This is a genomic window from Martinezella sp. CNPSo 3890 (genome assembly GCF_057784455.1).
The window spans coordinates 244,568-268,201 of record NZ_JBXSOR010000006.1 but is presented as its reverse complement, the minus strand read 5'-3'; the positions used below and the strand labels follow the sequence as shown (position 1 = coordinate 268,201).

Here is a 23,634-nt window from a genome sequence, read left to right as displayed (position 1 = left end):
AGGTCTGTTGGTTCAGGCGGCGAGCGCCAGCTCGGCGTCGAACCAGGCCGCGAAATCCGCCTTCTCTTCAGCGGTCATACGCAGACCTTCCTTGGTGCGTCGCATCAGCACGTCTTCGGCCGCCTGCGCCCATTCGGAAGCCACGAGATAGCGAACCTCGGCCTCATAGAGATTGCCGCCGAAATGGCGGCCGAGTTCAGCAAGCGACATCGCATTGCCGACGATCTGTCTGGTGCGGGCGCCATAGAGATGGCCGTAGTGATTGACGAGCGCACGCGGCATCCAGGGATAGGCCGCTCGCAGGGTATCGGCAAAGGCAACGTAGTCGGCATTCGGAATCTCGCCGCCCGGAAGCGTGGCGCCCCGCGTCCAGTCGCCGCCCATCTTCGGGAAGAATTTTGCAAGCCGCTGCATGGCGTGTTCGGAAAGCTTGCGGAAGGTCGTGATCTTGCCACCGAAGACGCTCAGGAGCGGCACACCACCGGTCTCGTCGAGATCGAAGACATAGTCGCGCGTGACGGCCGAGGGATTGCCCTTGCCGTCGTCGAACAGCGGGCGGACGCCGGAGAAACTCTCGAGCACGTCGGATCTGCGCAGCTTCTCCTTGAAGTAGCGATTGACCGCCGTGATCAGATAATCGATTTCCTTCTCGTCGGCCTTCACCTCCTCCGGCTTGCCCTCGTAGGGAATGTCGGTCGTGCCGATCAGCGCCTTGTCGCCTTCATAAGGGTTGATGAAGATCACGCGCTTGTCGTGGTTCTGGACGAGATAGGCCTGCTGGCCGGCCCAGAATTTCGGAACGATGATATGGCTACCTTTGACGAGCCGGACGCTGCGCTGGCTGTTCGAGCCGACGACACGGCCGATAATGTCGTTGACCCAGGGGCCGGCGGCATTGACCAGCACGCGGGCGCGCACGGTCCGCACCTCGCCGGAACGCTCGTTGCGCATCTGGACAACCCAGCTCCCCTGATCGCGGCGCGCGCTGACACAGGCTGTGCGCGTCAGGATCTGCGCGCCCTTGGCGGAAGCATCGAGAGCGTTGAGGACAACGAGTCGGGCGTCGTCAACCCAACAGTCGGAATATTCGAAACCTTTCGAATATTGGTCGAGGATCGGCGCCCCTTCCGGATCACGATGAAGATCAAGCGAGCGCGTGCCCGGCAGCTTCTTGCGGCCGCCGAGATGATCGTAGAGGAAGAGGCCGAGACGCACCAACCATGCGGGACGATCGGTCGGACTGTGCGGCAGTACGAAGCGCATCGGCCAGATGATGTGGCTTGCCGAATTCAGCAGCACTTCACGCTCGATCAGGGCTTCACGTACCAGGCGGAACTCGTAGTATTCAAGATAGCGCAGGCCGCCATGCACCAGCTTGCCGGAGCGCGAGGACGTACCCTCCGCGAGATCGCCCTTCTCGCACATGATAACCGAAAGGCCGCGGCCGGCTGCATCGCGCGCAATGCCGGCACCATTGATGCCTCCGCCGATCACGAAAAGATCATAGATTTCCTGTTCCATCATGTCATGCTCCTAAGGATGCCCGTGGCATCATCAATTCAATCTTCTAAGGCCAAGCTCCTCGCCGGCTTCGTCATCGGCTAGTGCTGGGCCAATTTGTCCCAAGCCGGCGCAATCGCCTGACGCACGTCCTTGTAGGCATCGAACAGACGATCATAGCGCTCGATATTTGCCGGATCGGGCGCCTCGGCCTCGCCAAGCAAGGGCGTCACCCAGTCGGCAATGCAGCTGTCCATGTCCTGATAGGCGCCGATCGCGACGGCAGCCATCATCGCGACACCGGCAGCCCCCGCCTCTTCGCGATCCGAAATCCGCACCGGCGCCTTGACGGCGGCAGATAGCGAACCTCGTAGAGCGCGCGAACGGGCGGCCCCTCCGGTGATGCGCAGCTCCGAAGGCATGTCGCCCATGGCCGCGTAGCAATCCCGCGTTGCCATGCCTAGCCCTTCGACCACGGCCCTCAGCATGTCGGCAAAGCCATGCCGCGTCGAAAGTCCGGTAAAGCCGGCACGCGCATGTGCGTTGACGAAGGGACCGCGCTCGCCGGCCTCGGAAATATAGGGGTGATAGAGAAGGTTCGTCGGACGCGCTTCGGTAAACCACGCATCGATGCGCGGAATAAGGTCGGAATAGGAAATCTCGCTACCGCCAGCTGACATCAGATCCGCCGCAACCTTGAGAATCCAATCGATATTGATGGTCGCGCCCATATTGGTCTGGACCTGCGTGACGATACCGGGGATCGGCAGTGCGATGACATATCCCGTCCCCTCTTCGTTGAGCTGGACATCGGGCACGGCCTTGGCTCGCATATGCACACCCGTCGATCCGATCGTCGAGCAGGCGGCGTTCCGACCGCCAGTGCGGACGCCTGCGCCAAGCGCGGTCATGACCATATCGACGTAACCCAGGCAGACTGGCGTTCCCGCACGTAAGCCGGCGGCCTTGGCGGCGGCCTCCGTCAGGGGATGGCTGATCTCGGTTCCGTCGACGATCTCGGGCAGAAGCGAGCGCCGGCGGGCAAGGCCAAGCGCATCGATGACAACCGGATCATATTGGCGGTTGCGGAAATTGCCGAAGGTGAAGCTCGCCTCCGATGGATCGGTCGCCCGTATGCCGGTGAGGTTCAGATAGAGCCAGTCCTTGCAATGCAGCGCTGTCTCCGCCCGATCGAGAATCTCGGGCATGAAGCGGTCCATATGGGCGAGCTGAGCACCCTGCTGGCAGGTGTTGAGCCCTGTACCCGTCGCCTCGAACCGGGCGCGGTTGTCGGCCGAGGCGCTCAGGCGCGTGACGGTCGATGCCGCGCGGGCGTCAAGCCACAGCCAGGCATCACCGACCGGAGCATTACCGGAGCCGACAAGCCAGGTGCCGTCGCCTTGTCCGGTAACCGCGATCGCAGCCGTTCGGGCGGCAAGGTTGCCCACCTTCTCACTAAGGCCGCGCAATGCGCTGAGACAATCCGACCACGTCTGGCCGAGTGATTGGGTGACCGACCCATCCTCTCCCGTCTCATAGCGATTGCGCGCTGAAGCCGAAGCGATCTGCCGTCCGGATAGCTCGAAGGCAACCGCCTTCAAAACCGAGGTACCCGCATCGATCCCGATGATGATCCCGTCGCTTTTAGACATTGCAAGCCAGCTCCACCACGCGACACCCTCCGGCAAGAGCATCGGTAACCATCACAAACATTTTCATTCCTCCCCACGCGGCCGAGGGCATAATCTACGCCAGGTCGCATCTATCGTCGCCATCGTACTCTCCGCTCCAAAGGGAGGATCGCGAACGAAGCACCAGCGCGCACCCGATACCAGCCACGCAATGGATCCGACGCACAGCCGCAACCCATCCAGCAGCTCGCGGCTTTATAACATAATCATATCGTTGTTACAGTAATATTTTTCTGGCATTGTAATTTTTTTCATATAAAATGGATGTGGTTGATAGGCAAGCCGCAGCAGGGAAAGACTGCGGCAACGCCTTGGAGGAACACGGATCAACGACCTGAATCTCTCGGATCGAATCGGGAAGACTATTGAAAAGCGCCGGACGATCACCTTATAATTTTGAGGTATATCAAGTTATTATCAGGAAGCTTTGATATCATGTCGGCCAAAACGACGCCGATCGGCGAACCTCGGAAGAAGGCCGACAAAGCGAAAGCTTCGACTGTGAAAAGGCGGGAAGCACTGAGATCCAAAGATACCGACCGGATACAGGACCTGTTAAATCGCGGTTGACACGCCCAAAGATTTATAACATATGAAATGCAGAAGTTAACATACTTATATCACAATTGTCGCATAGATGCGGCGATTGCGAAACCAAGGTGGGCGACTGGAGGAGACAGCCGTCCGCACGCTGAGGAGGCTTCCTGATGTTGAATTTCCTTTCCGGTGACGGCGCCGCCCGAAGCCAAGCGGAGCGCTCCACGGTGCGAACGCGCGAGCCGTGCTTCCGTTAAGCCGGAACCATCGGACTTTTCTCCCTTTCTCCATCAGGTAATCCGGCTGACATGCCCAAGGTCGTTCGAACATGAATACGCAAGCTCAATATGCAACTGCCAAGCCGACTGGCTCCAAGCTCAAGATCGTCGCCGGCATCGCCGCGGTGGTGATCGTAATCGGCGCCATCGCTGCCGATACCAAGGTGGTCAAGATCGGTTCGGAACACGACGTGCGCGAGCAGGGCTTCCAGCCGGAGACCTTTGGCGCTACCGAATTCCCGAAAGTCCAAGCCGATGTCGAAAAGCGCGCCGTCGATGCAGTAACGCTCGCCAGTGCGGTTCTGGCCGACAAGAAGGCGGCGGGCGAGAAATATGGCGTCGCCACCACAACCGGTCCCGTCCTCCCCGTCTCTTTGACGGGCACGTTCGGCGAGCGCAAGGCCAACCTCAACGAATTCAAGGTCGACGGCATACCCGAAGGCATCACCATCCGCGTCCAAACAGGTCCGGCAATCAACGGTACCGATCTTCGCGATGCGACTGGCAAGATCGAATTCGGTCAGTTCACCAACCAGATCGAATATCAGGACGCCGGCTCCGCCATCAACAATGAGATGAAGAAGGCGACGCTTGGCAGTCTGGATCCGGAGAAACTGACTGGCAAGACGGCGACGGTCGTCGGCGTTTTCAAGCTCATCAATCCGAAGAACTGGCTCGTCACCCCGGTAAAGGTCGATGTGAAATGAGCCAGGTTCAGCACAATGGCGCCACCACCGGCGAAGTTGTTCTCGCCGCCCGCAATGTCGCTAAATCCTATGGCAGCGTCCATGCACTGAAGGGCGTCAATTTCGATATTCGCCGCGGCGAAGTCACCACCCTCTTCGGCGAGAACGGTGCCGGCAAATCGACGCTGATGAAGATTCTCTCCGGTGTTATCCAGCCGACATCGGGTGAGATCATTCTCGATGGCGCCCCAATCTCCTTCGCCTCCTCCACGCATGCGCGCGCCTGCGGCATTTCCATCATCCACCAGGAATTGAGCCTGGCACCGAATCTCAGCGTCCGCGACAACATCTTCATGGGGCGCGAGATCATGAAGGGTGGCGTAGTCGATTTTGCCGAGGAAGAGCGCCAGACCCGTGCGCTGATGGAAGAGCTCGAGGAAAATATCGATCCGCTCACACCCGTCGAGGATCTTCGCCTCGGCCAGCAGCAGATCGTCGAGATCGCTCGCGCGCTTTCCGTTAATTCCCGCATCCTGATCATGGACGAGCCGACTTCGGCGCTCAGCGCCAGCGAAGTCGAAGTTCTCTTCAAGGTCATTCGCGATCTGACGAACCGCGGCGTGTCGATCGTCTATATCTCGCATCATCTGGAAGAGGCGCTGCAGATCACCCATCACGCCGTCGTTCTGCGCGACGGCAACATGACCGCCTATGCCGAACGCAAGGACATCGATCTCGAATGGATCGTGCGCAACATGGTCGGCGACAATTTCGACCTCGGCAGCCCGCCGACAGGCCATAAAATGGGCGATGTGGCGCTGACGATCGATAATCTCACCGTCCCCGGCCCGTCGGGCGCCGCCTATAACGCGGTCGACCGCCTGTCGCTTCAAGTCCGCGCCGGCGAGATCGTCTGCATCTACGGGCTGATGGGCGCCGGCCGTACCGAGCTGCTCGAATGTGTGGCGGGGCGGCTTCGGTCGAGCGGTGGCCGCGTGCTCCTAGGCAACACCGATGTCGGCGGTCTTTCCATTGCCGGCCGGATCGCGCAGGGGCTGGTGCTGGTGCCGGAAGATCGTCAGCGCGACGGTCTCGTTCAGACGATGACCGTCGGCTCGAACCTGTCGCTTGCGAGCATCGGTGCCTTTACCAAGGGTCTTTTCACATCGAGCGGCCGTGAGCGGTCGTTGGTGAACGACTCGATCCGCAAAGTTCACATCAAGACCGATGGCGGCGAGGCCGCAATCGGCTCTCTGTCCGGCGGCAATCAGCAGAAGGTCGTTATCGGCAAAATGCTGGCAACGGCGCCTCGCGTGATCCTGCTCGACGAACCGAGCCGCGGTATCGACATCGGCGCGAAGGCTGAAGTCTTCAAGCTGCTCGCCGAGCGCGCCAAAGAGGGTCTGGCGGTGATCTATTCGACCTCGGAAGTCGCCGAGTGCCTGAGCATCGCCCATCGCATCATCGTCATGCACCGCGGCAAGATTTCTGCCGAATTCGGTCCTGATGTCACCAAGGAAAAGATCATGGCCGCCTCGGGCGAAGCAGTGGTCGCGCACTAGCCGCATTCATGGAGCACTGATTATGTCAGTCACGAACATTACAGATAAGAAACCAGTATCCAACGGACAGCGGCGGAATTTCAGTCTCGTGCGGCTGATCCTGGAAGGACGCGCCTTCTTTGCGCTGATCGTCATCATCGCGGTCTTCTCCTTCCTGTCGCCCTACTACTTCTCGCTCAGCAACTTCCTGACTATGGCCTCGCATGTTGCGATCTTCGGCATCCTCGCCATCGGCATGTTGCTCGTCATCTTAAATGGCGGCATTGACCTGTCGGTCGGCTCGACGCTTGGCCTTGCCGGCTGTATCGCCGGCTTCCTGATGCAGGGCGTCACGCTGTCGAGTTTCGGCGTCATCCTCTATCCGCCGGTCTGGGCTGTCGTCGTGCTGACCTGCATTCTTGGTGGCATCGTCGGTGCAGTCAACGGCATGCTCATCGCCTATCTGCGCGTTCCGGCCTTCGTCGCTTCGTTGGGCGTCCTCTATGTTGCCCGGGGTATCGCTTTGCTGATGACGAACGGGCTTACCTACAACAATCTCGGTGGCCGCCCCGAACTCGGCAATACCGGCTTCAACTGGCTGGGTTTCAATCGCCTCGCCGGCGTCCCGATCGGCGTCATCGTCCTTGCGGTGCTTGCGATCATCTGCGGTATCGTTCTCAGCCGTACCGCCTTCGGCCGCTGGCTCTACGCCTCGGGCGGCAACGAGCGCGCTGCCGATCTTTCCGGCGTTCCGGTCAAGCAGGTCAAGATCGCTGTCTACGTGCTTTCAGGCATTTGCGCCGCCATTGCCGGCCTCGTCCTGTCCTCGCAGCTGACCTCGGCCGGTCCGAATGCCGGCACCAGCTATGAGCTGACCGCAATTGCCGCCGTCGTCATTGGCGGCGCCGCGTTGACGGGCGGCCGCGGTACGGTGCGCGGCACCATGCTGGGCGCCTTCGTCATCGGCTTCCTGGCGGACGGCCTCGTCATCATCGGCGTCTCGGCTTATTGGCAGACGGTTTTTACCGGCGCGGTCATCGTGCTCGCCGTGCTCATGAACAGCATCCAGTACGGGCGCCGGACCAAATCCGGCTGACACTGCATCAAGACTTGTCCCCGGTCGGTGAGATGCCGATCGGAGAAAGGACCGCCGGTTCGCCGGCATTACCAGAGCTCATCAAAGGGAGAGAGACTAATGTTCAAAAAAGGTTTGCGCATCGTCATGGCAGCAGTTGCTGTGGCACCGCTTCTAACGGGGGCCGCCTGGGCCGCCGGTCAGATCACCGTCATTGTCAACGATCCGTCCAACCCCTATTGGCTGACGGAAGGCAATATCGCCAAGGCAACCGCTGAGAAGCTCGGCTATACCGCCACAGTCGGTGCGCATAAGGGCGATACCAACACCGAAAGCAACCTGATCGATACGGCGATCACCAACAAGTCGGTCGCAATTATCCTCGATCCGGCCAATGCTGACGGCTCGGTCGGTGCAGTCAAGAAAGCCGTTGCAGCCGGAATCCCGGTTTTCCTCGTCAACGCTGAAATCAACCAGGAAGGCCTTGCCAAGGCTCAGCTCGTTTCCAACAACGCCCAGGGTGCGGCGATCGGCGCTCAGCAGTGGGTCGAAGCCGTTGGCGACAAGGGCAATTATGCCGAACTCTTCGGCTCGCCTTCGGACAACAATGCCGCTACGCGCTCGAACGGCTACGAAACCGTGCTGACGCAATATCCCGACCTGAAGAAGGTTGCCAAGGAAGTTGCCAACTGGGACCGCACCCAGGGCCACAACAAGATGCAGTCGATCCTGCAGGCGCATCCGGACATCACTGGCGTGATCTCCGGCAATGACGAAATGGCGCTTGGCGCGATTGCCGCTCTCAAGGAAGCCGGCAAGCTCGCCAACGTCAAGGTCGGCGGCTTCGACGGTTCGCCGGACGCTGTTGCTGCCATCAAGGCCGGTGAGCTTCAGTACACCGTCCTGCAGCCGGTTGCCGTCTTCTCCGAAGAAGCCGTCAAGCAGGCCGACAGCTTCATCAAGACCGGCAAGACCGGTGCCAAGAGCGAAAAGCAGCTTTTCGATTGCATCCTGATCACAAAGGATAATGTCGACAAGTACACGGCACCTTTCGTTCTGTCCGAGTAATGATATCGGGGGCGCCGGAACTCGGCGCCCCTATCCCTAGACCGCGGCGGGCGGCACCCTGGCTCAACATTAGACAGAACTTGCAGAAACTCTGATAGCGAACTGTTCTTTATATCTTTTTCTATAACGTGACGTTCGCTGCGGCAAGTTAATCTCCGCAAGGTTCAGCGTCAGAGGCCAAAGTGACAGACAAGACAAGCCCCGTATCATTCCTGCAAGACGAGCTGCCGAGCGACAGCCGGCATTCGCGCCAGATTGCCAGGCGCCAGATGATCGCCGAAGCCGTCATGGCGGAAGGCTCGATGCGCATCGAGGATCTGACTGAGCGCTTCGGCATCAGCCTGATGACGGCTCATCGCGATGTCGACGAACTGGTCAGCCGAGGCCTATTCCGCAAGACGCGCGGCATCGTATCGGCCGCAGCGACCAGCCTGATCGAATCGAGCGACGTCTATCGCGCCAACCGGCAGGCAAGCGAAAAGAAGATGATCGCCGCGGCTGCCATGCAGTTCATCGAGCCTGGCCAGGCAATTTTCCTCGACGATTCCACCACCGTCCTGCAGATGGCTTCGCAGCTGCCGGCCAAGGTTCCTCTGACGGCGATCACCAATTCGCTGACGCTGATGAATGCGCTGAAGGATATGCATGACGTGACGCTTCTGGCGCTCGGCGGGCAATACTATAACTGGTGCAATGCCTTCATGGGGCGAATGACGATCAACGAAATCAATCGCTTACGGGCCGATGTCACCTTCATCTCGATGTCGGCAATCATCGACGACGTCGTGTTCCATCAGTCGCCCGAGATCGTCGATATCAAGCGCGCGATGTTCGACAGTGCCGCCAAGCGCATCTTGCTGATGGATCATACGAAGTTCGAACGGCGGGCGCTGCATAGTTTCGCGCATCTGAGCGAATTCGATGTCGTCATCGTCGACGAGAAGACACCCGCCGCCCATCTGGAGCGTATGCGCAACAAGAATATCAACGTGGTCGTCGCCAAAGGCGACAAGGAGCGATCGTGAGGCTGAAGCCCGCAAAGGCCACCTCTTTTCGTTCATGATCAGGAGTCACGGGAATGCCGAGTCTGCTCGGAATTGACAGCGGTTTGACCGTCACCAAAGCCGTCATCTTCGACATTGACGGAACGCCGCTTGCCGTTGCGCGCCGTCGGGTGACCCAGTTCATGCCGAAGGCACGCCATGTCGAGCGGGACATGGACGAACTCTGGAACCAGACGGCCGACGCTATTGCCGAGGCGATCAAGCTCAGCAACCGCCCAGCAAGCGATATCCAGGCGATTGCCGCAACCGCGCACGGCGACGGCATCTATCTGCTCGACAAGGCAAAGAAGCCGCTCGGGCGCGCCATTCTTTCGCTCGACAGCCGCGCCGGATCGATTGTCGAACAATGGTTGAAGACTCCTGTTGCCCAAGCGTCTTTGAAGCTGACCGGTCAATTGCCGCATGTCTCGGCCCCATCGGCGCTCCTTGCCTGGATCAAGGTCAATGAGCCCGAGCGCTTTGCTGAAATCGGCCACATTTTGAGCTGCAAGGACTGGCTGCGGTTCTGCCTGACTGGCGTTGCCGGTACCGACCGTACCGAAGCAAGCACCTCCTTCACCAATGTTTCGACGCAGGATTATTCTGCAGATGCCCTGGAGCTTTTCGGCATTGCCGAGGTGACGGGTGCCTTGCCACCTGTCTCGCGATCCGACGAAATCGTAGGATACGTGACAGAAGCCGTCGCGAAGCGAACTGGCCTTGCCGAAGATACGCCCGTCGTTGCCGGCCTGCACGACGTGACCGCCTCAGCCCTCGGAGCCGGCGGCTATGCGTCCGGTGTCGTCGCCGTCATTGCCGGCACCTATTCGATCAACGAGACGCTCTCCTCGGAACCGCGCGTCGACGGCCGCTGGTTCTGCCGCAATGCCATTGCACCGGGCCAATGGAACAACATGTCAATCTCGCCGGCGTCGTCGGCGAACTACGAATGGTTCCTCGACAAACTCTGCGCCAGAGAAATTGCAAGCGCGGAAGCAGCGGGCAAGTCGATCCATGCCGAACTCGGCCCCGAGATCGAGGCGGCGTTCAACCGGCCATCGAGCGCGCTCTTCCACCCCTATCTCTTCGGCTCCCCCTATGGCGCTGAGGCAAGCGCCAGCTTTTTCGGGCTTGGCGGCTGGCATGATCGCGGCGATATGCTGCGCGCCGTCCTCGAAGGCATCGCCTTCAACCATAAGATTCACGTCGATGCCCTAAGCGATGGTTTTTCCTTCGATCAGGCAAGGCTGGCAGGCGGCGTCTCGCGCAATCCGATCGTCGTGCAGATGTTTGCCGACGTGCTCGGCATGCCCGTCACCGTCACCGAAACCGATGAAGCCGCGGCCTGGGGGGCCGCACTTTGCGCCGGTGCCGGGCTCGGTGTCTATACCAGCCCGCAAAGCGATCCGCGCGATGTCGGCAAGATCGCCAGAACCTATCATCCGGATTCCACCCGCAGCGCCGATTATCGCGTCCGCTACGACCTCTTCCGCGACATCGCTGAAGCAATGACGCCGCTCTGGCCGCGGATCGGCAATCTCGCGACCCAGCACTCCCAAGGCTAAACCAAAATTGCGCCGCGCGAGAAGACTCTGTCGCGGCAGTTCACCAGGACAATGATGTTATGACCGATAGGACCGCCGATCTGAAACAACGCTTCTCGCAGCTTCAAGACGGAGATGTCGATGTTGTCATCCTCGGCGCAGGCGTCAATGGCGCGGGGCTGTTTCGCGATCTGTCGCTGCAGGGCATCAACTGCCTGATCGTCGATAAATCAGATTTCGGCTCGGGAACGAGTGCTGCGCCATCCAGGCTGATCCATGGTGGCCTAAAATATCTGGAAACAGGCGAATTCGGCCTGGTCGCGCAATCGGCGCTTGAGCGAAACCTTCTGCTCAGGAACGCGCCGCATTGCGTCGAAGCGCTGCCGACCTTTGTGCCGATCTTCTCATGGACACGCGGCATCTGGGCAGCCCTTCGCACGCTGACGGGCTCGACCACCGCCCCGCGCAGCCGTGGCGCCTTGCTTATCAAGATCGGGCTTGCGCTCTATGACTTCTTCGGTTCGCGAAACCGTGTCATGCCGCGCCACCGGTTCCTTTTGAAGCGCCGGGCGCTGAAGGAAATGCCGCATGTCACGCCTGAGATCGTCGCCGGCGGTATCTATTACGATGCCAAGATCAGCCGGCCGGAGCGACTGGTCTACGAGCTCGTCAATGACGGGCTAGAGGCGAACAAGGGCTCGCTTGCCGCAAATGCGACAAGGCTTGTTTCGTCAGCCGACGGCCTGCTGACCTTCCAGCGCGCGGACGGCTATGCCTTTTCGGCCAAGCCGAAGCTCGTGATCAATGCCGCCGGTCCATGGATCGATCATGTCAACGCGGCTCTTGGAGCACCCGCCCATCTCATCGGCGGCACCAAGGGATCGCATATCTTGCTCGATCATCCCGAACTGGTGCGCAGCCTCAACGGCCACATGATCTATTTCGAAGCCGATGACGGGCGCATCTGCCTGGTCTACGGCTATCTCGGCCAGGCGCTTGTAGGATCGACCGATATCCCTTGCGACGATCCAGACAATGTGCGTTGCGAGGAAGACGAGATCGACTACTTCCTCGACAGCGTCAGATCACTCCTTCCGAGCCTGCGCTTCGACCGCGATCAGGTGACCTACAGCTACAGCGGCATCCGCCCCCTGCCCGCCTCGGACGCCTCGTCACCGGGCCTGATCAGCCGCGATCACTCCGCACCCGTTTTCGAGCCGCAGGCCGGACGTCCCTTTCCGATCATTTCTCTGGTCGGCGGCAAATGGACCACGTTCCGCGGCTTTGCCGAAGAGGTTGCCGATACTGTGCTGGCGCGCCTTCAACGCGGCCGCAAGACGTCCACGGAGCGGCTTGCGATCGGCGGCGGCCGGGATTTCCCGGTCAATTTCGATGAGCGGGCGAGCTGGAGCAAGTCAGTGGCGGCAAAGGCCGGCGTCGAAGCCAGCAGAGCGGACGAGCTGCTCAGCCGATACGGTACGACTGCCGCAGCTATTCTCACTCGCCCTTCGGACTATAAAGACGGCCAGCGCATCAGCGGCGCACCCCGCCACAGCGCGCTCGAGATCGATTGGATCGCGCGGCAGGAGATGGTCGTACATCTCTCCGACATTGTCTTCCGGCGTACGACCATGGCGATCGAGGGCCTGCTGACGATCCAGGGATTACGCGAAATCGGTGCAATCGCCGCAGCAGCCCTGCAGTGGGATGCGCAGCGACTGGCCAAGGAGATCGACGATGTCGTTGTATCGCTATCGAAATTTCACGGCCAGACGCTGAGCGAAGAAAGCGTGCGCCAGGCGGCAGGCCCGGCTGCACGCTGATCATCTGGCTCAGGAGAAAACCGGGTCGAGCGAACCGGATTTGTAACGCCTGGCCATTTCGGCAACGGAAAGCGGCTGGAGACGCGAAGCGTGGCCGGCCGTGCCGAACTGTTCGAAGCGCTCCTTGCAGAGCTTCGTCAGTGCAGCCATAGCGGGCTTCATATATTTACGAGGATCGAACTCGCTCGGATCCTCCTGCAGCACGCGGCGGATCTGGCCCGTCATCGCCATGCGGCCATCGGTATCGATGTTGATCTTGCGCACGCCGTTCTTGATGCCGCGCTGGATCTCTTCGACCGGCACGCCCCAGGTCGGCTTCATCCGGCCGCCATATTTGTTGATGATCTCCTGCAACTCCTCGGGCACCGAGGAGGAGCCGTGCATGACAAGGTGGGTGTTGGGCAGCTTGCGATGGATCTCTTCGATCACGCTCATCGCCAGCACCGAACCATCCGGTTTGCGCGTGAACTTATAGGCGCCATGCGAGGTGCCCATGGCAATCGCCAGAGCGTCGACCTTGGTCTCGCGCACGAATTTCACCGCCTCGTCCGGATTGGTGAGCAACTGATCATGAGACAGCTTGCCTTCCGCCCCATGACCATCCTCAGCTTCGCCCATGCCGGTTTCCAGCGAGCCGAGCACGCCAAGCTCACCCTCGACGGAAATGCCGCCGAGATGCGCCATGTCGGCCACCGTCTTGGTCACGCCGACATTGTAGTCCCAATCTGCCGGCGTCTTGGCATCCGCTTTCAGAGATCCATCCATCATGACCGAGGTGAAGCCGGCCTGGATCGCTGTCATGCAGCTCGAGGGATCGTTGCCATGATCCAGATGCACGCAGACGGGAATATGCGGGTAGATTTCCACGACTGCGTCCATCATATGTTTCAGCATGATGTCGTTGGCATAAGCCCTGGCACCCCTCGACGCCTGCATGATCACGGGCGCGTTGACCGCATCGGCCGCTTCCATGATGGCGAGCGCCTGTTCCATATTGTTGATATTGAAAGCCGGAACGCCGTAGCCGTTTTCAGCGGCGTGATCGAGCAATTGCCTTAAGGTGATACGTGCCATTCAACTCTCCCCTGGGTCATGATGGGCGGCTAAGATTGCGTGGATGTTGCTATTTGCCCGACCTCGTTATGGAGATGTGCGCCGTCGATATGTGACCACGCTAAAATCCGGCAAACAGGGCATGCAGACAGCAAGGTATCCTCAAGCACAAACATAACAGCAAAATATGACAAAATCACAGTTTTTATGAGATTTTCTTCGATTTTCACAAGGAGATCAGTCTCGAATGTGGGGAATAGAGGTCACTGTAGCTGCGGGAGAGATCCGATCGCGCCGCGGCTCCATTATTGATCGTCATTTGCCGGCAACGGCGAGGCATGACGGGTCACTGAATAAACAATCGAAGAATACGCGATCGAGTCCGTGCTCCTCGAGCTGCTGCGGCAGCCCAACCTGCATTCACTTCTATAAAAACATTGACTGCTCATGGTTTCGCTGTTTTCTATAGATAAAAAACAGAAGCCGGCCGGAGTGTATGAAAGTTGCATGTTGCCTCAGCCGGACGGTCCTATTGATCAACATCGAATATGGGAGGAAAGTGGCGTGAGCTCGCGGATCATCCAGCTCGGCACCAGCCGGTTCTTGCAGGCGCATGCGGCATTCTTCGTGCATGAGGCACGACAATCCGGCCAAGATGCTGGTCCCATTGCTGTCGTTCAGGTTTCAGGCGCCAGCAGCCGCAGCGGGCGCGTCGCTGCCTTCGGCAATCCGGCTGGCTATCCCGTCATCATACGCGGCATGTCGGATGGGCAACCCGTCGATCGCAGCGTCCAGGTCATGAGCGTCGATCGCGGCCTCTCTGCAGTCGAACACTGGGGGGAGCTGTCAAGGCTCTTTGCCGAGGATGCGGAATTCGTCATCTCCAACACCGGCGAAACCGGCTACCAGACATGGCCGGAGGAAGACCGCTTCGTCACAAACGGCCAGGTTCCGCGATCTTTCCCCGCCAAGCTTGCCGCGCTCCTCGTCAGACGCTGGCAGGCCTCCGGGCGCCCCCTGGTCATCCTTCCTTGCGAACTGATGACGGGCAACGGCCGCGTTCTGAAACAGACGGTCATCGATTGCGCCCGGCTCAACGATGTGCCGGCTGAATTCTATACCTGGCTCGACGGCCACGCTGCCTTCGCCGACACCCTGGTCGATCGCATCGTTTCCGAGCCGATCGAGCCGATCGGCGCTGTTGCCGAACCCTATGCCCTATGGGCGATCAAACGCGCGCCCGGTGTCCGCGCGCCATGTCAGCATCCAAGCATCGTACTGACCGACGATCTCGCCCCTTATGAGCGCCTGAAACTGCATATCCTCAATCTCGGCCACACCTTCCTTGCCGAAATCTGGCAGCGCGAAAGTCGTCCGGCGGACGAAACCGTGCGCGCCATACTGGCCGACAAGGGCGTAAGGGCGAGACTCGATACTCTCTACGAAAGCGAAGTGCTGCCCGGCTTTGCCGCAAACGGCATGGGCGACGAGGCGAAGGCCTATGTCGCTACGACACTCGACCGCTTCCTCAATCCTTTTCTAGACCATCGCATCGCCGACATCAGCCAGCATCATCCCGAAAAGGTCGCCCGCCGCATCCACGCCTTTCTGGATTGGGCGGATAAGGCGGGTAGCGGATCAGACATGCCTGCGCTGCGACAAATAGCGGCGTGCTATCCTCTGGTTGGGGCTATACGATGATGGCCGTTGAGGCTGAACCAGCCCCATCAATTCTGACGACAACGAAAAGACGCTAGTTTGTTGCCTCTCTATACAGATGGCAGGTTTTATGATCTCGCCGAGGAGCGGCGGCACTTCCGTAAAATGGGCTTTGCAAACGGTCTGCTCGGCTGAAACAGCAACGATAGGAAATGGCTGAATAGCAACGCGACCACCATTCGAAAGGCCCGCCTGAGAAAATACTTAAATTGAATCTCCGTTTCTTAATTACAGCCGATTATCTACAAAATACCATTGGTCCGCACAGGAGCGCACCATCGGTTCTATCACGGCATTCAATTGCGCTACGTCCTGAACAATATGCTCCTCTGACCTTTCGGGAAGCACGAAAGGCTTCAGGGCCGTCAGTGCAAATCTCGTCCCCTTCTCACGAACGATATAAACCGGATAGATCAATGCATTCGTCCTTCGAGCCATTCGCGCGATGAGCGCATAATTGCCCTCAAGATGCACCGGCCTTCCGAAGAACGGCGCTCGGATATGCCCGTTGAAGCCCTCGTCACAGAACATCAGCAGATTGCCGCCGTTCTCCAGGATTCTCAGGGCCGGGCGCACGAAGCTGCGGCCGGGTTTCAAGATTCCAAGTCCCGCCCTCTTGCGCAAGCGGTTGACGATATAGTGGCGTGAGCGGCGTTTGGGCGGGTCGTAATTCATGGTGACGTCGAGTCCCATGTCGAGAAGGCAATGCCAGAGTACCTCCCAATTGCTGATATGGGGCGCGATGAAGATCACCGGCCCTTTACTGCAACGCTCGACCAGTCCTTCGGTGCCAATCATGCGAACGTGCCGTCGTGCCAGTCTCGGCACGACTGAATATTCCGCCATCTGCCGCCCTTGAGAATCAGCATAAGCCCTGAGGAGCTTATCGAGCTCTGCATCGCCAAGCTCGGGCCTGATCATCTTGAGATTAGCTGCGGCGCGCGCATAAGCGCTTTTATGGAAGCGCGGAGCCAGAACTCGTCCGAGCCAACCGCCAAGGTCAGAGCAGACGCTCGCCGGCAATAGCATGAAGGCAAAATAGAGGAAGAGATCGATAGCGTTGTCGATATTCTCATAAAGCCAATAGCGCAGAAATGCCTTGCGCCGGTCGCCGCCAGCCACGAAATCGGCAAGGGGCGGAGCTTTCGGCGGCTCATAGGTCCACGCCTTGCGCTTACCGGCGGTGACTTCTTTATCGGTCTCGGTCGTCATCCCCGGCGCCTATGCAGTGTCACGGGCATGCCGCCACGCGGACGCAATGTCAGGCGGCATTGTGGCTGAACCTTATGTCCATCTCTGACCCGAATGCGAAAACGTTGAGCCAAGATCGCCAGGCAGAGGATCGCCTCGGTGAGGCCGAATTGCAGGCCCGGACATACACGCGGGCCGGCCGCGAAGGGAATATAGCTGTAAGGCGTCGGCCGTGCCTCGCCGAGGAAACGCTCCGGATGAAAGCGATGCGGCTCGGGAAAGAGCGAATCCGTGCGATGCAGGATCCATGGCACGATCAGAACTAGCGCTGCCTTGCGTACCTTCACGTCGCCGATCTGGTCCGGCTCGGCGGCCTGCCTGGCCAAAATCGGCACAGGGGGATAGAGGCGCAGCGTCTCTTCGATGACCGCGCGGCACCAGTCTAGCTTCGCGACATCATCGATCGAGGGGACCCGATCACCGCAGACAGCCTCGATTTCCGCATGAATCGCCTCCTCCACCCAGGGCGCACCTGCGAGCAGATACCAGGTCCAGGTCAGGGTCGCCGCAGTGGTTTCGTGGCCGGCCATGAAGATGGTGGCGGCCTCATTGCGAAGCGCCACGACATCGAGTTTCAGCTCGGGATTGCGCTGCTGCCGGCGGATCAGCAGTTCGACCATCGAGCTGTTATCACCCTTGCCGGCCAGATGATCTTCGATCACCTGGTCGATGATGCGGTGAATGCGTTTCACCGACCGGCTCAAGCTCGGCGTCCTGATGATCGGCAGGCCCTCATCGAAGCCGAGAAAATAACCGAAATTGATGGAATCGACCAGCGACTGGTAGCTCGCAAAGCCTTCGGTGACCGCATTGGCGCTCTCCTCGCCGAGATCATTGCCGAAGACGCTGCGCGAGATGATCTCCGCCGTCAGCCCGGCCATCTCGAACAAGGCATTGACCTCCGCGCCCTCGCCCAAGCTTTGCCAGCGGTCGGCAAGCTCGCTTGCCGTGCTCTGCATGATCGAACCAAAGGCCGGCACGCGGTTTTTATGCACGATATCGGAGACCAGCGGCCGGCGCTGCTTCCAGGTCTCTTTGTCGGAAATGAACAAGCCGTCACCCAGCAGATATTCCAGCGCGCGTCGCATCTGCGGCGTCTTGCGCTCGAAGTTCTCATGGCGCTTGGCAACCACATAGCGGATAGCCTCGGGCGAATTGACGATGACGAGCTGCCGGCCCAGAAGCTTGAACTCCGCCACATGCTCGCGATAATCCGCGCGACGCCAGATCGACAGAAAGTCGCTGCGCGCCTGCAGCATAAGCTTCAGCGGCTGGCCGGGCTTGCCGCCATAATAGGCGGCGTGGGCCGGCTCGAAATATTGCGCGGATTGATCGGCGTGTTCGACGATTTCGGTTTTGTGATCGAGCCAGGCCAGCATAGCGGTGCAGAACTTTCGCGCCTTGCGGCCGGTGACGATGTGAGAACGGCCGAGCGCCACGACGCACGGTCGTAGTCACTATATTCATTTCGCAACCGCAGAAAAGCCCCGCTCAACTTTGCTTTGAAATCGATGGCGGCTAGATGGCTTCCAGCATGAACAGCTCATCGAGTGTCTGGCGCCTGCGGATCAAGCGATGGGTCTCGCCGTCGATCAGGACCTCCGGTGCATAAAGACGGCTGTTATAATTCGACGACATGGTTGCCCCGTAAGCGCCGGCGCCATGAAACACGAGATAGTCGCCGACATGGGTTTCGGGCAAATCGCGCGTTTCTACGGTGCCATTGTCCGTCTGCGTGAAAACATCACCCGATTCGCAAAGGGGGCCTGCCACGACTGACGGGAAGGTTGTTCCGGCGGTATCGCGAGGCGCTGTGCCTGGAATGACTGAGATATGGTGATAACTGCCGTACATAGCCGGTCTGGCAAGATCGCTGAAGCCGGCATCGACGAGGACGAAGCGGTTGCGGCCCATCATCTTGACGGCTCTGACTTCAGCCAGCAATACGCCGGAATCGGCGGTCAGGAAGCGGCCCGGTTCGATCTCCAGCCGGATTGTATGGCCAAAATGCGCCTCGATCTCGCGCCGCGCCTTGTCCCAGAGCGAAAAATAATGAGCGGGATCGATCTCTGCCTCACCTTCCCTGTACGGCACGGAAAGTCCACCGCCGGCTGAGATCGCCTCGATATCGACATCCAGCGCGCGGCAGAATCCGATCATCGCACCGCAGACACGCTGTAGGTGCCCATAATCGACGCCGGAACCGATATGCATGTGCAACCCGACGAGCTTCAGCGAATATTGCCGCGTCAGCGCGACGGCTTCCTGCAATTGCTCGAACCAGATTCCGTGCTTACTGGTTTCGCCGCCGGTGTTGGTCTTTTTGCTATGGCCATGCCCGAAACCGGGATTGATGCGCAGCCATACCCGATGACCCGGCGAACGCTCACCCAATTGATGCAGCATATCGATGGAACCGATATTCACCTCGATCTTGTCGGCAATGACACGTTCCAATGTCGGCCGGTCGAAGACGTCGGCAGTGAACACGATCTCCGCAGCTCCCGACGGATTCCCAGCGGAAAAACCTGCCCGCATCGCCCGCTCGATCTCGCCGAGCGAGACGGCATCGACCCGCACGCCCGCTTTGCGCATCTCTTTCAGAATATGAATGTTCGAACAGGCCTTCTGCGCATAGCGAATGACGTCGAAGGCGGAGAGTTGCGCGATGCGGCGGCGGATTGCAGTGGCATCATAGATCCAGAGCGGCGTTCCATATTCGGCGGCAAGCGCGCTCAGCGTTTCATTGGAAGGGATGGTCATCTTGTCTCGATCGGGTCAGGGCGGGAATGGATCAACAATGAATAATAGTATGGGCGGAGCGACCGTGTCACTCCACCCTTTCTCGATACAAGAGTGCTGCAGCTGGCTAGAACCTGGCGGCGGCAAGTGCCTGCTCGAGATCGGCAATGATCTCCTTGGCCGCGTGCAGCCCGACGTTCAGGCGGATCGTGCGGTCGCTGACACCAAAGCGCGCGAAGACATTGGTCTCCGGCGAAATGCTGAGTGCTGCCTTTGCCGGCACCACCAGGCTTTCCGGCCCGCCCCAGCTCACCCCGATGCGAATGAGGCGCAATGCATCGACGAAATCGGCTACATCGATGCGGTCCGAAACCTCGAAGGAAAACAGCCCGCCGAAGCCGCTGAAAGTGCTCTTTCCGGCATGGTCGCCGAGTGCCGGATGCATGACGTTGGTCACATCCGCATGGGCATCGAGCCAGGACGCCACTTCGAGCCCGGCTTCATGATGATGGCGCATGCGGAATGGCAGCGTCTCTAAATTACGCAGGACGAGCCATGCTTCGAACGGCGCGAGCTTCGCTCCGGTGTAGGGATAGATTTCGCTGTTGATCCGGTCGATATGCGCCTTCGAGCCAGTGACAAGTCCCGCCACCGTGTCGCTCTGTCCGCCGAGATATTTCGAGGCGGCGTGGATGACGATATCGATACCGACGGAGAGAGGCTTCTGAAAGAGCGGCGTGGCCCAGGAATTGTCGACCATCGTTACGACGCCATGGCGGCGAGCGGCCTCGGCGATCGCGGTCAGATCCTGCAGCTCGAAAACCATCGAGGTCGGGTTTTCGAGATAGGCAAGCTTGGCACCCGGAAGTGCCGCAATCATGGCTTGTGTATCGGTGCCGTCGATATAGTCGACAACGACGCCGAAGCGCTTCAGCACCTTTTCGAAGAAGCGGAAGGCGTCGCTATAGACGTGCCGCACGGTGACGATACGGTCGCCGGGTCCGACGAAGGCGAGAACCGCGGCGGCAATTGCGCCCATGCCGCTCGAAAAGGCACGCGCCTCTTCCGCGCCCTCCATCTCGGCGATTTTGCGCTCCAGAAGCCGCACGGTCGGATTGTCGCCGCGCGAATAGATCGGCTTCTTCGAACGGCCGGCGAAGACGTCCTCCAGCTCCTTGTAGCTATCGAACAGAAAGAGCGATGTCTGGTAGATCGGCGGCACGGCCGCATCGAACGGATCGTCGCGCGGCGGCATCAGCGCATCTGGAATGGCGTGGCGGTAGGCGTCGAATCTTGGCGTCTCGTTCATGGCGTTCCTCTTAGGTCAGGAGTGAAGTGTCGATTGGCCAACAAGGCGGCCCGGTGCGTCGGCCGGCAGAATGGCGAGCCATTCCCTCCACCCGACAAAGCCGCCGAGGATGGCAGCGAGAATGGCAGCGGCAGCGGCAGCAATGGAGACGCCGGCAAAGCCCATCCAAAGCGGCAGCAGGAGCAGAAGCGGGATCAGCAGATAGCCCTGCGGTGCAAGCCCCACGAGCGCGGAGAGACCTGCCCGGCCCCGCGATTGCAGCATGACGAGCAGGACGGATTGAAACGCCGCAAGCGGAAAGATCGGAAAGAGGGACCGCAGCCAAGCGATTGCCTCATCCACGACCTCGTGGTTATCCGTGAACAAGCGTGCGATCGGCTCGGCAGCCAAGAACAGCAAGATGGAATACAGCAATGCGACCGGTATCGTCACAGCCAGCATGAAGCGGATCACGGCTTTCAGGCGCTCGGCATCGCCAGCGCCGAAGGCATGACTGACGACGCTCTGGGCGCCGAGGCAAAAACCAAACAACGGAAGCTGTCCCAAAGTCATCAGCCGGATGGCAATCGCCGTTGCGGCGACGCCGGTATCGCCGCCATGGACCGCGGCCTCCCGCATCAGGACCAGAAAGCCGAGGCCGGTGACAATGCTTGTTGCGGCAGCGGGAAGGCCGATCCGCGCGATCGGCCAAAGCAGTTGCCAGCAAATCGCCCCGCCGGTCACGCTCACCGTTCCCCATCGGCGCAGGAGGTAGACGGCATAGCATGCAAGGGCTGCAATGGACGAAACAACGGTCGCCAGTGCTGCGCCGGACGCGCCGAGCTTGAAGAGAAAGATGAAGACAGGGTCGAGAATCGCGTTCAAGGCGAAGCTCGCGATCAACACGATCATCGAGAAACGTGAATTGCCCTCGGCAATCGCGATGAAATCGCAGATAGCCTGCAAAAGCCCGAGCGTCACCCCGAAAGCAAGCAGCCGCCCATAATCGAGCCCAGGGGCGAGGAGATTGTCGCTGGCGCCAAGTGCGCCGACAAAATCCGGCAGGCCGAGATAGATCAGCATCGACAAGAGGATGCCGAGCGGGATCGTCGCCGCGAGCGCTGTCGTGGCGACCGACGCCGCGGCTTTGATATCCCCTTCGCCAAGATAGCGCGCAAGCAGCGTCGCAAGTCCGATACCCAGCCCCTGACCTGCAGCCGCGACAAGCAGAAACAGCGGCATGACCAGACTGATGCCCGCCAGCACGTCCGGGCCGAGCGTTCCCAGGAAGATCGCGTTGATCGCATGATGGCCGGCACTGGCGGCCAGTCCAGCCACGGCCGGAAGCGCGACCGCCAGAACGAGCCGCTTGACGCGCGGATCGTTCATATCGACGGCTGTTTTCATCAGGCGCCTCGCGCCAGCGAGCCAAGGACAGGCTGTCCATCTTCCGTGGGCAAGCCGGTGAGATCCGGCAGCAGCAGCCGGTCCATGAAGAAGCGCTCGCGCAGGAGCATGACCAGCAGCGCCTTCTTGTGCGGGAACTGAATATGCTTAACCTTGGCGAAGCCGGAACGGTCGAGATTGCGGATTTGCTGGACGTGATGATGGATCGGCTCGCCGACGATACGGCGGGTGCGTGGATCGGCCAGGAACATGTAATGCATCAGCGATGGCAGCCAAGCGCTGACGAAGGCTTTTCCGCGGAAATCATCCTCACCGATCGCCACATGCCAGCCGCGATCATAGCCATCGGCGTCGTAATGCGGTCCGATCCTGTCTTCCTTTGCCCAATAGAGTTCGAAGTAACCGAAGGGCACGCCGCCGAAGGTTCCGATCAGCGGCAGCGTGCGCGGGTCGGCAAGGCGACCGGCGATGAAATCGCGATGATAGGAAAGATCGCCGCTATCTTCCCATATGGCAGCAACCCTCGGATCGTTCATCCAGCGATGGAAATGCGCAAGATCGGCCTCGATATCGGCGACATGGAAGCCAAGCTGGGTATTCAGCCAGGGAATGAAGCGGCTGTAGACGCGGCCAGTGGGCTTCGGCGGCCGCTGCGGATGAAGGGCACCATTCGTCAGGGTCGGCAATTCCGGATAGGCCTTTGGCGCACGTCCGAGCCAGGATCTTGCCTGCTGGAAAAAGGATTCCGGCCGCACGATGAGGCGCTCGCCGCTACGCTCGATCGCGCCGGTCTCCAGCAGTCGCCTTGCAAGATCATCATCCGCAAGCGTGATCTCGAAGCAAATCAGATGCGGATTGCACGTCAGAACGGCTTCCGACACGGCGTTGACGATATCCTCGCCAGAAAGCGGCGGCATCGCCGTCGAGATTGTATCAAAGACCAGGAGATTGGTGGCAGGCCCCGATAGATGACCTGAGGCCACCTTCACTCCGTGATGCTCGACGCGGAAACTCCCTGGTGCAGACCCTGCCGATATGATGAGCGGCTGGCCGCAGACAAGCGCACTGCTCTCAAAGCCCGAAGCCGGCAGGCGCAGATCAGAGGATTTCTCCGCTGCTCCATCGCTCCTCATCGCCAGGGAAACATCCATATTTCATCTCCATATCTTCAGAACCGCCGGCTGAGATCGACAGTCCAAGCACAGCGCTAATTCTGCGGTGACGAACGGCATCGGCAAAAATTCAAAATATTTTCCGGAAATATTTTTTGAAAATCTCCTGAATTTTCCCAAACACCATTCGTCATGCAGCTGCGTTGATGTAATTCCCGGATTATCCGAGTTTATCGACGCCAGAAGTCAGAGATATCAATCGATTAAAATTAATAT

Annotated in this window: 17 protein-coding genes; 8 read left to right on the top strand and 9 right to left on the bottom strand. The window is 59.7% G+C overall.

What is annotated here, in order from left to right; genetic code table 11:
* Positions 1-12: 12 nt before the first annotated feature.
* Positions 13-1,524 (bottom strand): glycerol-3-phosphate dehydrogenase, encoded by a 1,512-nt coding sequence (locus AC13RC_RS17465; protein WP_488557945.1) that lies wholly within the window; start codon positions 1,522-1,524, stop codon positions 13-15.
* Positions 1,525-1,601: 77 nt separating this feature from the next.
* Positions 1,602-3,152, bottom strand: coding sequence for an FGGY family carbohydrate kinase (locus tag AC13RC_RS17460; protein WP_488557944.1), 1,551 nt, complete (start codon positions 3,150-3,152; stop codon positions 1,602-1,604).
* A gap of 904 nt (positions 3,153-4,056) precedes the next feature.
* On the opposite strand from AC13RC_RS17460, the gene AC13RC_RS17455 reads away from it, so the two are divergent.
* The 7 genes from AC13RC_RS17455 to AC13RC_RS17425 all read left to right on the top strand — a co-directional run bounded on the left by AC13RC_RS17455 (position 4,057) and on the right by AC13RC_RS17425 (position 12,786).
* Positions 4,057-4,713, top strand: coding sequence for a DUF2291 domain-containing protein (locus tag AC13RC_RS17455; protein ID WP_488557943.1), 657 nt, complete (start codon positions 4,057-4,059; stop codon positions 4,711-4,713).
* Positions 4,710-6,254 carry a sugar ABC transporter ATP-binding protein gene (locus AC13RC_RS17450; RefSeq protein WP_488557942.1) on the top strand — a complete coding sequence of 515 codons (1,545 nt, stop codon included), beginning with the start codon at positions 4,710-4,712 and terminating at the stop codon, positions 6,252-6,254. Before AC13RC_RS17455 ends, AC13RC_RS17450 begins: the two co-directional genes overlap by 4 nt.
* A gap of 22 nt (positions 6,255-6,276) precedes the next feature.
* Positions 6,277-7,329: an ABC transporter permease gene (locus AC13RC_RS17445; RefSeq protein ID WP_488557941.1), complete on the top strand. Its 1,053-nt coding sequence runs from the start codon at positions 6,277-6,279 to the stop codon at positions 7,327-7,329.
* Positions 7,330-7,428: 99 nt separating this feature from the next.
* Positions 7,429-8,376, top strand: a complete 948-nt coding sequence (locus tag AC13RC_RS17440) for a D-ribose ABC transporter substrate-binding protein (RefSeq protein WP_069615621.1) — start codon at positions 7,429-7,431, stop codon at positions 8,374-8,376.
* Positions 8,377-8,645: 269 nt separating this feature from the next.
* Positions 8,646-9,401: a DeoR/GlpR family DNA-binding transcription regulator gene (locus tag AC13RC_RS17435; protein ID WP_350223831.1), complete on the top strand. Its 756-nt coding sequence runs from the start codon at positions 8,646-8,648 to the stop codon at positions 9,399-9,401.
* Positions 9,402-9,454: 53 nt separating this feature from the next.
* Positions 9,455-10,984: an FGGY-family carbohydrate kinase gene (locus tag AC13RC_RS17430; RefSeq protein WP_488557940.1), complete on the top strand. Its 1,530-nt coding sequence runs from the start codon at positions 9,455-9,457 to the stop codon at positions 10,982-10,984.
* Positions 10,985-11,043: 59 nt separating this feature from the next.
* Entirely contained in the window at positions 11,044-12,786 is a 1,743-nt protein-coding gene (locus AC13RC_RS17425) for a glycerol-3-phosphate dehydrogenase/oxidase (RefSeq protein ID WP_488557939.1), read from the top strand.
* A 9-nt stretch (positions 12,787-12,795) separates the two neighbouring features.
* Here AC13RC_RS17425 and fba read toward each other — a convergent pair whose 3' ends face one another.
* Positions 12,796-13,860 carry a class II fructose-bisphosphate aldolase gene (gene fba, locus AC13RC_RS17420; protein WP_488557938.1) on the bottom strand — a complete coding sequence of 355 codons (1,065 nt, stop codon included), beginning with the start codon at positions 13,858-13,860 and terminating at the stop codon, positions 12,796-12,798.
* Between the two features lie 543 nt (positions 13,861-14,403).
* Here fba and AC13RC_RS17415 point away from each other — a divergent pair.
* Complete coding sequence (locus AC13RC_RS17415; RefSeq protein ID WP_488557937.1) at positions 14,404-15,540, top strand: mannitol dehydrogenase family protein; 1,137 nt, start codon at positions 14,404-14,406, stop codon at positions 15,538-15,540.
* Positions 15,541-15,786: 246 nt separating this feature from the next.
* Here AC13RC_RS17415 and AC13RC_RS17410 read toward each other — a convergent pair whose 3' ends face one another.
* The 6 genes from AC13RC_RS17410 to AC13RC_RS17385 all read right to left on the bottom strand — a co-directional run bounded on the left by AC13RC_RS17410 (position 15,787) and on the right by AC13RC_RS17385 (position 23,397).
* A complete protein-coding gene (locus AC13RC_RS17410) occupies positions 15,787-16,770 on the bottom strand; it encodes a lysophospholipid acyltransferase family protein (RefSeq protein ID WP_488557936.1) in 984 nt (327 codons plus the stop codon).
* A complete protein-coding gene (locus AC13RC_RS17405) occupies positions 16,767-18,248 on the bottom strand; it encodes a cytochrome P450 (RefSeq protein ID WP_488557935.1) in 1,482 nt (493 codons plus the stop codon). The genes AC13RC_RS17410 and AC13RC_RS17405 overlap by 4 nt, the downstream gene beginning before the upstream one ends.
* 79 nt (positions 18,249-18,327) lie before the next feature.
* The gene (gene lysA, locus AC13RC_RS17400; protein ID WP_488557934.1) at positions 18,328-19,572 is read right to left on the bottom strand and encodes a diaminopimelate decarboxylase; all 1,245 of its coding nucleotides are present in this window, start codon (positions 19,570-19,572) and stop codon (positions 18,328-18,330) included.
* A gap of 106 nt (positions 19,573-19,678) precedes the next feature.
* The gene (locus tag AC13RC_RS17395; RefSeq protein WP_488557933.1) at positions 19,679-20,860 is read right to left on the bottom strand and encodes a PLP-dependent transferase; all 1,182 of its coding nucleotides are present in this window, start codon (positions 20,858-20,860) and stop codon (positions 19,679-19,681) included.
* A 15-nt stretch (positions 20,861-20,875) separates the two neighbouring features.
* Entirely contained in the window at positions 20,876-22,246 is a 1,371-nt protein-coding gene (locus AC13RC_RS17390; protein ID WP_488557932.1) for an MATE family efflux transporter, read from the bottom strand.
* Positions 22,246-23,397 (bottom strand): GNAT family N-acetyltransferase, encoded by a 1,152-nt coding sequence (locus AC13RC_RS17385; RefSeq protein WP_488557931.1) that lies wholly within the window; start codon positions 23,395-23,397, stop codon positions 22,246-22,248. The genes AC13RC_RS17390 and AC13RC_RS17385 overlap by 1 nt, the downstream gene beginning before the upstream one ends.
* Between the last annotated feature and the right edge of the window lie 237 nt (positions 23,398-23,634).

Bases quoted from the DNA above. Each gene is read 5' to 3' on its own strand.
- fba (WP_488557938.1), bottom strand. From the start codon at position 13,860: ATGGCACGTATCACCTTAAGGCAATTGCTCGATCACGCCGCTGAAAAC.
- AC13RC_RS17390 (WP_488557932.1), bottom strand. From the start codon at position 22,246: ATGAAAACAGCCGTCGATATGAACGATCCGCGCGTCAAGCGGCTCGTT.
- AC13RC_RS17455 (WP_488557943.1), top strand. From the start codon at position 4,057: ATGAATACGCAAGCTCAATATGCAACTGCCAAGCCGACTGGCTCCAAG.
- AC13RC_RS17430 (WP_488557940.1), top strand. From the start codon at position 9,455: ATGCCGAGTCTGCTCGGAATTGACAGCGGTTTGACCGTCACCAAAGCC.
- AC13RC_RS17385 (WP_488557931.1), bottom strand. From the start codon at position 23,397: ATGGATGTTTCCCTGGCGATGAGGAGCGATGGAGCAGCGGAGAAATCC.
- AC13RC_RS17395 (WP_488557933.1), bottom strand. From the start codon at position 20,860: ATGAACGAGACGCCAAGATTCGACGCCTACCGCCACGCCATTCCAGAT.
- AC13RC_RS17410 (WP_488557936.1), bottom strand. From the start codon at position 16,770: ATGACGACCGAGACCGATAAAGAAGTCACCGCCGGTAAGCGCAAGGCG.
- AC13RC_RS17450 (WP_488557942.1), top strand. From the start codon at position 4,710: ATGAGCCAGGTTCAGCACAATGGCGCCACCACCGGCGAAGTTGTTCTC.
- AC13RC_RS17425 (WP_488557939.1), top strand. From the start codon at position 11,044: ATGACCGATAGGACCGCCGATCTGAAACAACGCTTCTCGCAGCTTCAA.
- AC13RC_RS17440 (WP_069615621.1), top strand. From the start codon at position 7,429: ATGTTCAAAAAAGGTTTGCGCATCGTCATGGCAGCAGTTGCTGTGGCA.
- AC13RC_RS17460 (WP_488557944.1), bottom strand. From the start codon at position 3,152: ATGTCTAAAAGCGACGGGATCATCATCGGGATCGATGCGGGTACCTCG.
- AC13RC_RS17465 (WP_488557945.1), bottom strand. From the start codon at position 1,524: ATGATGGAACAGGAAATCTATGATCTTTTCGTGATCGGCGGAGGCATC.
- AC13RC_RS17435 (WP_350223831.1), top strand. From the start codon at position 8,646: ATGATCGCCGAAGCCGTCATGGCGGAAGGCTCGATGCGCATCGAGGAT.
- lysA (WP_488557934.1), bottom strand. From the start codon at position 19,572: ATGACCATCCCTTCCAATGAAACGCTGAGCGCGCTTGCCGCCGAATAT.
- AC13RC_RS17445 (WP_488557941.1), top strand. From the start codon at position 6,277: ATGTCAGTCACGAACATTACAGATAAGAAACCAGTATCCAACGGACAG.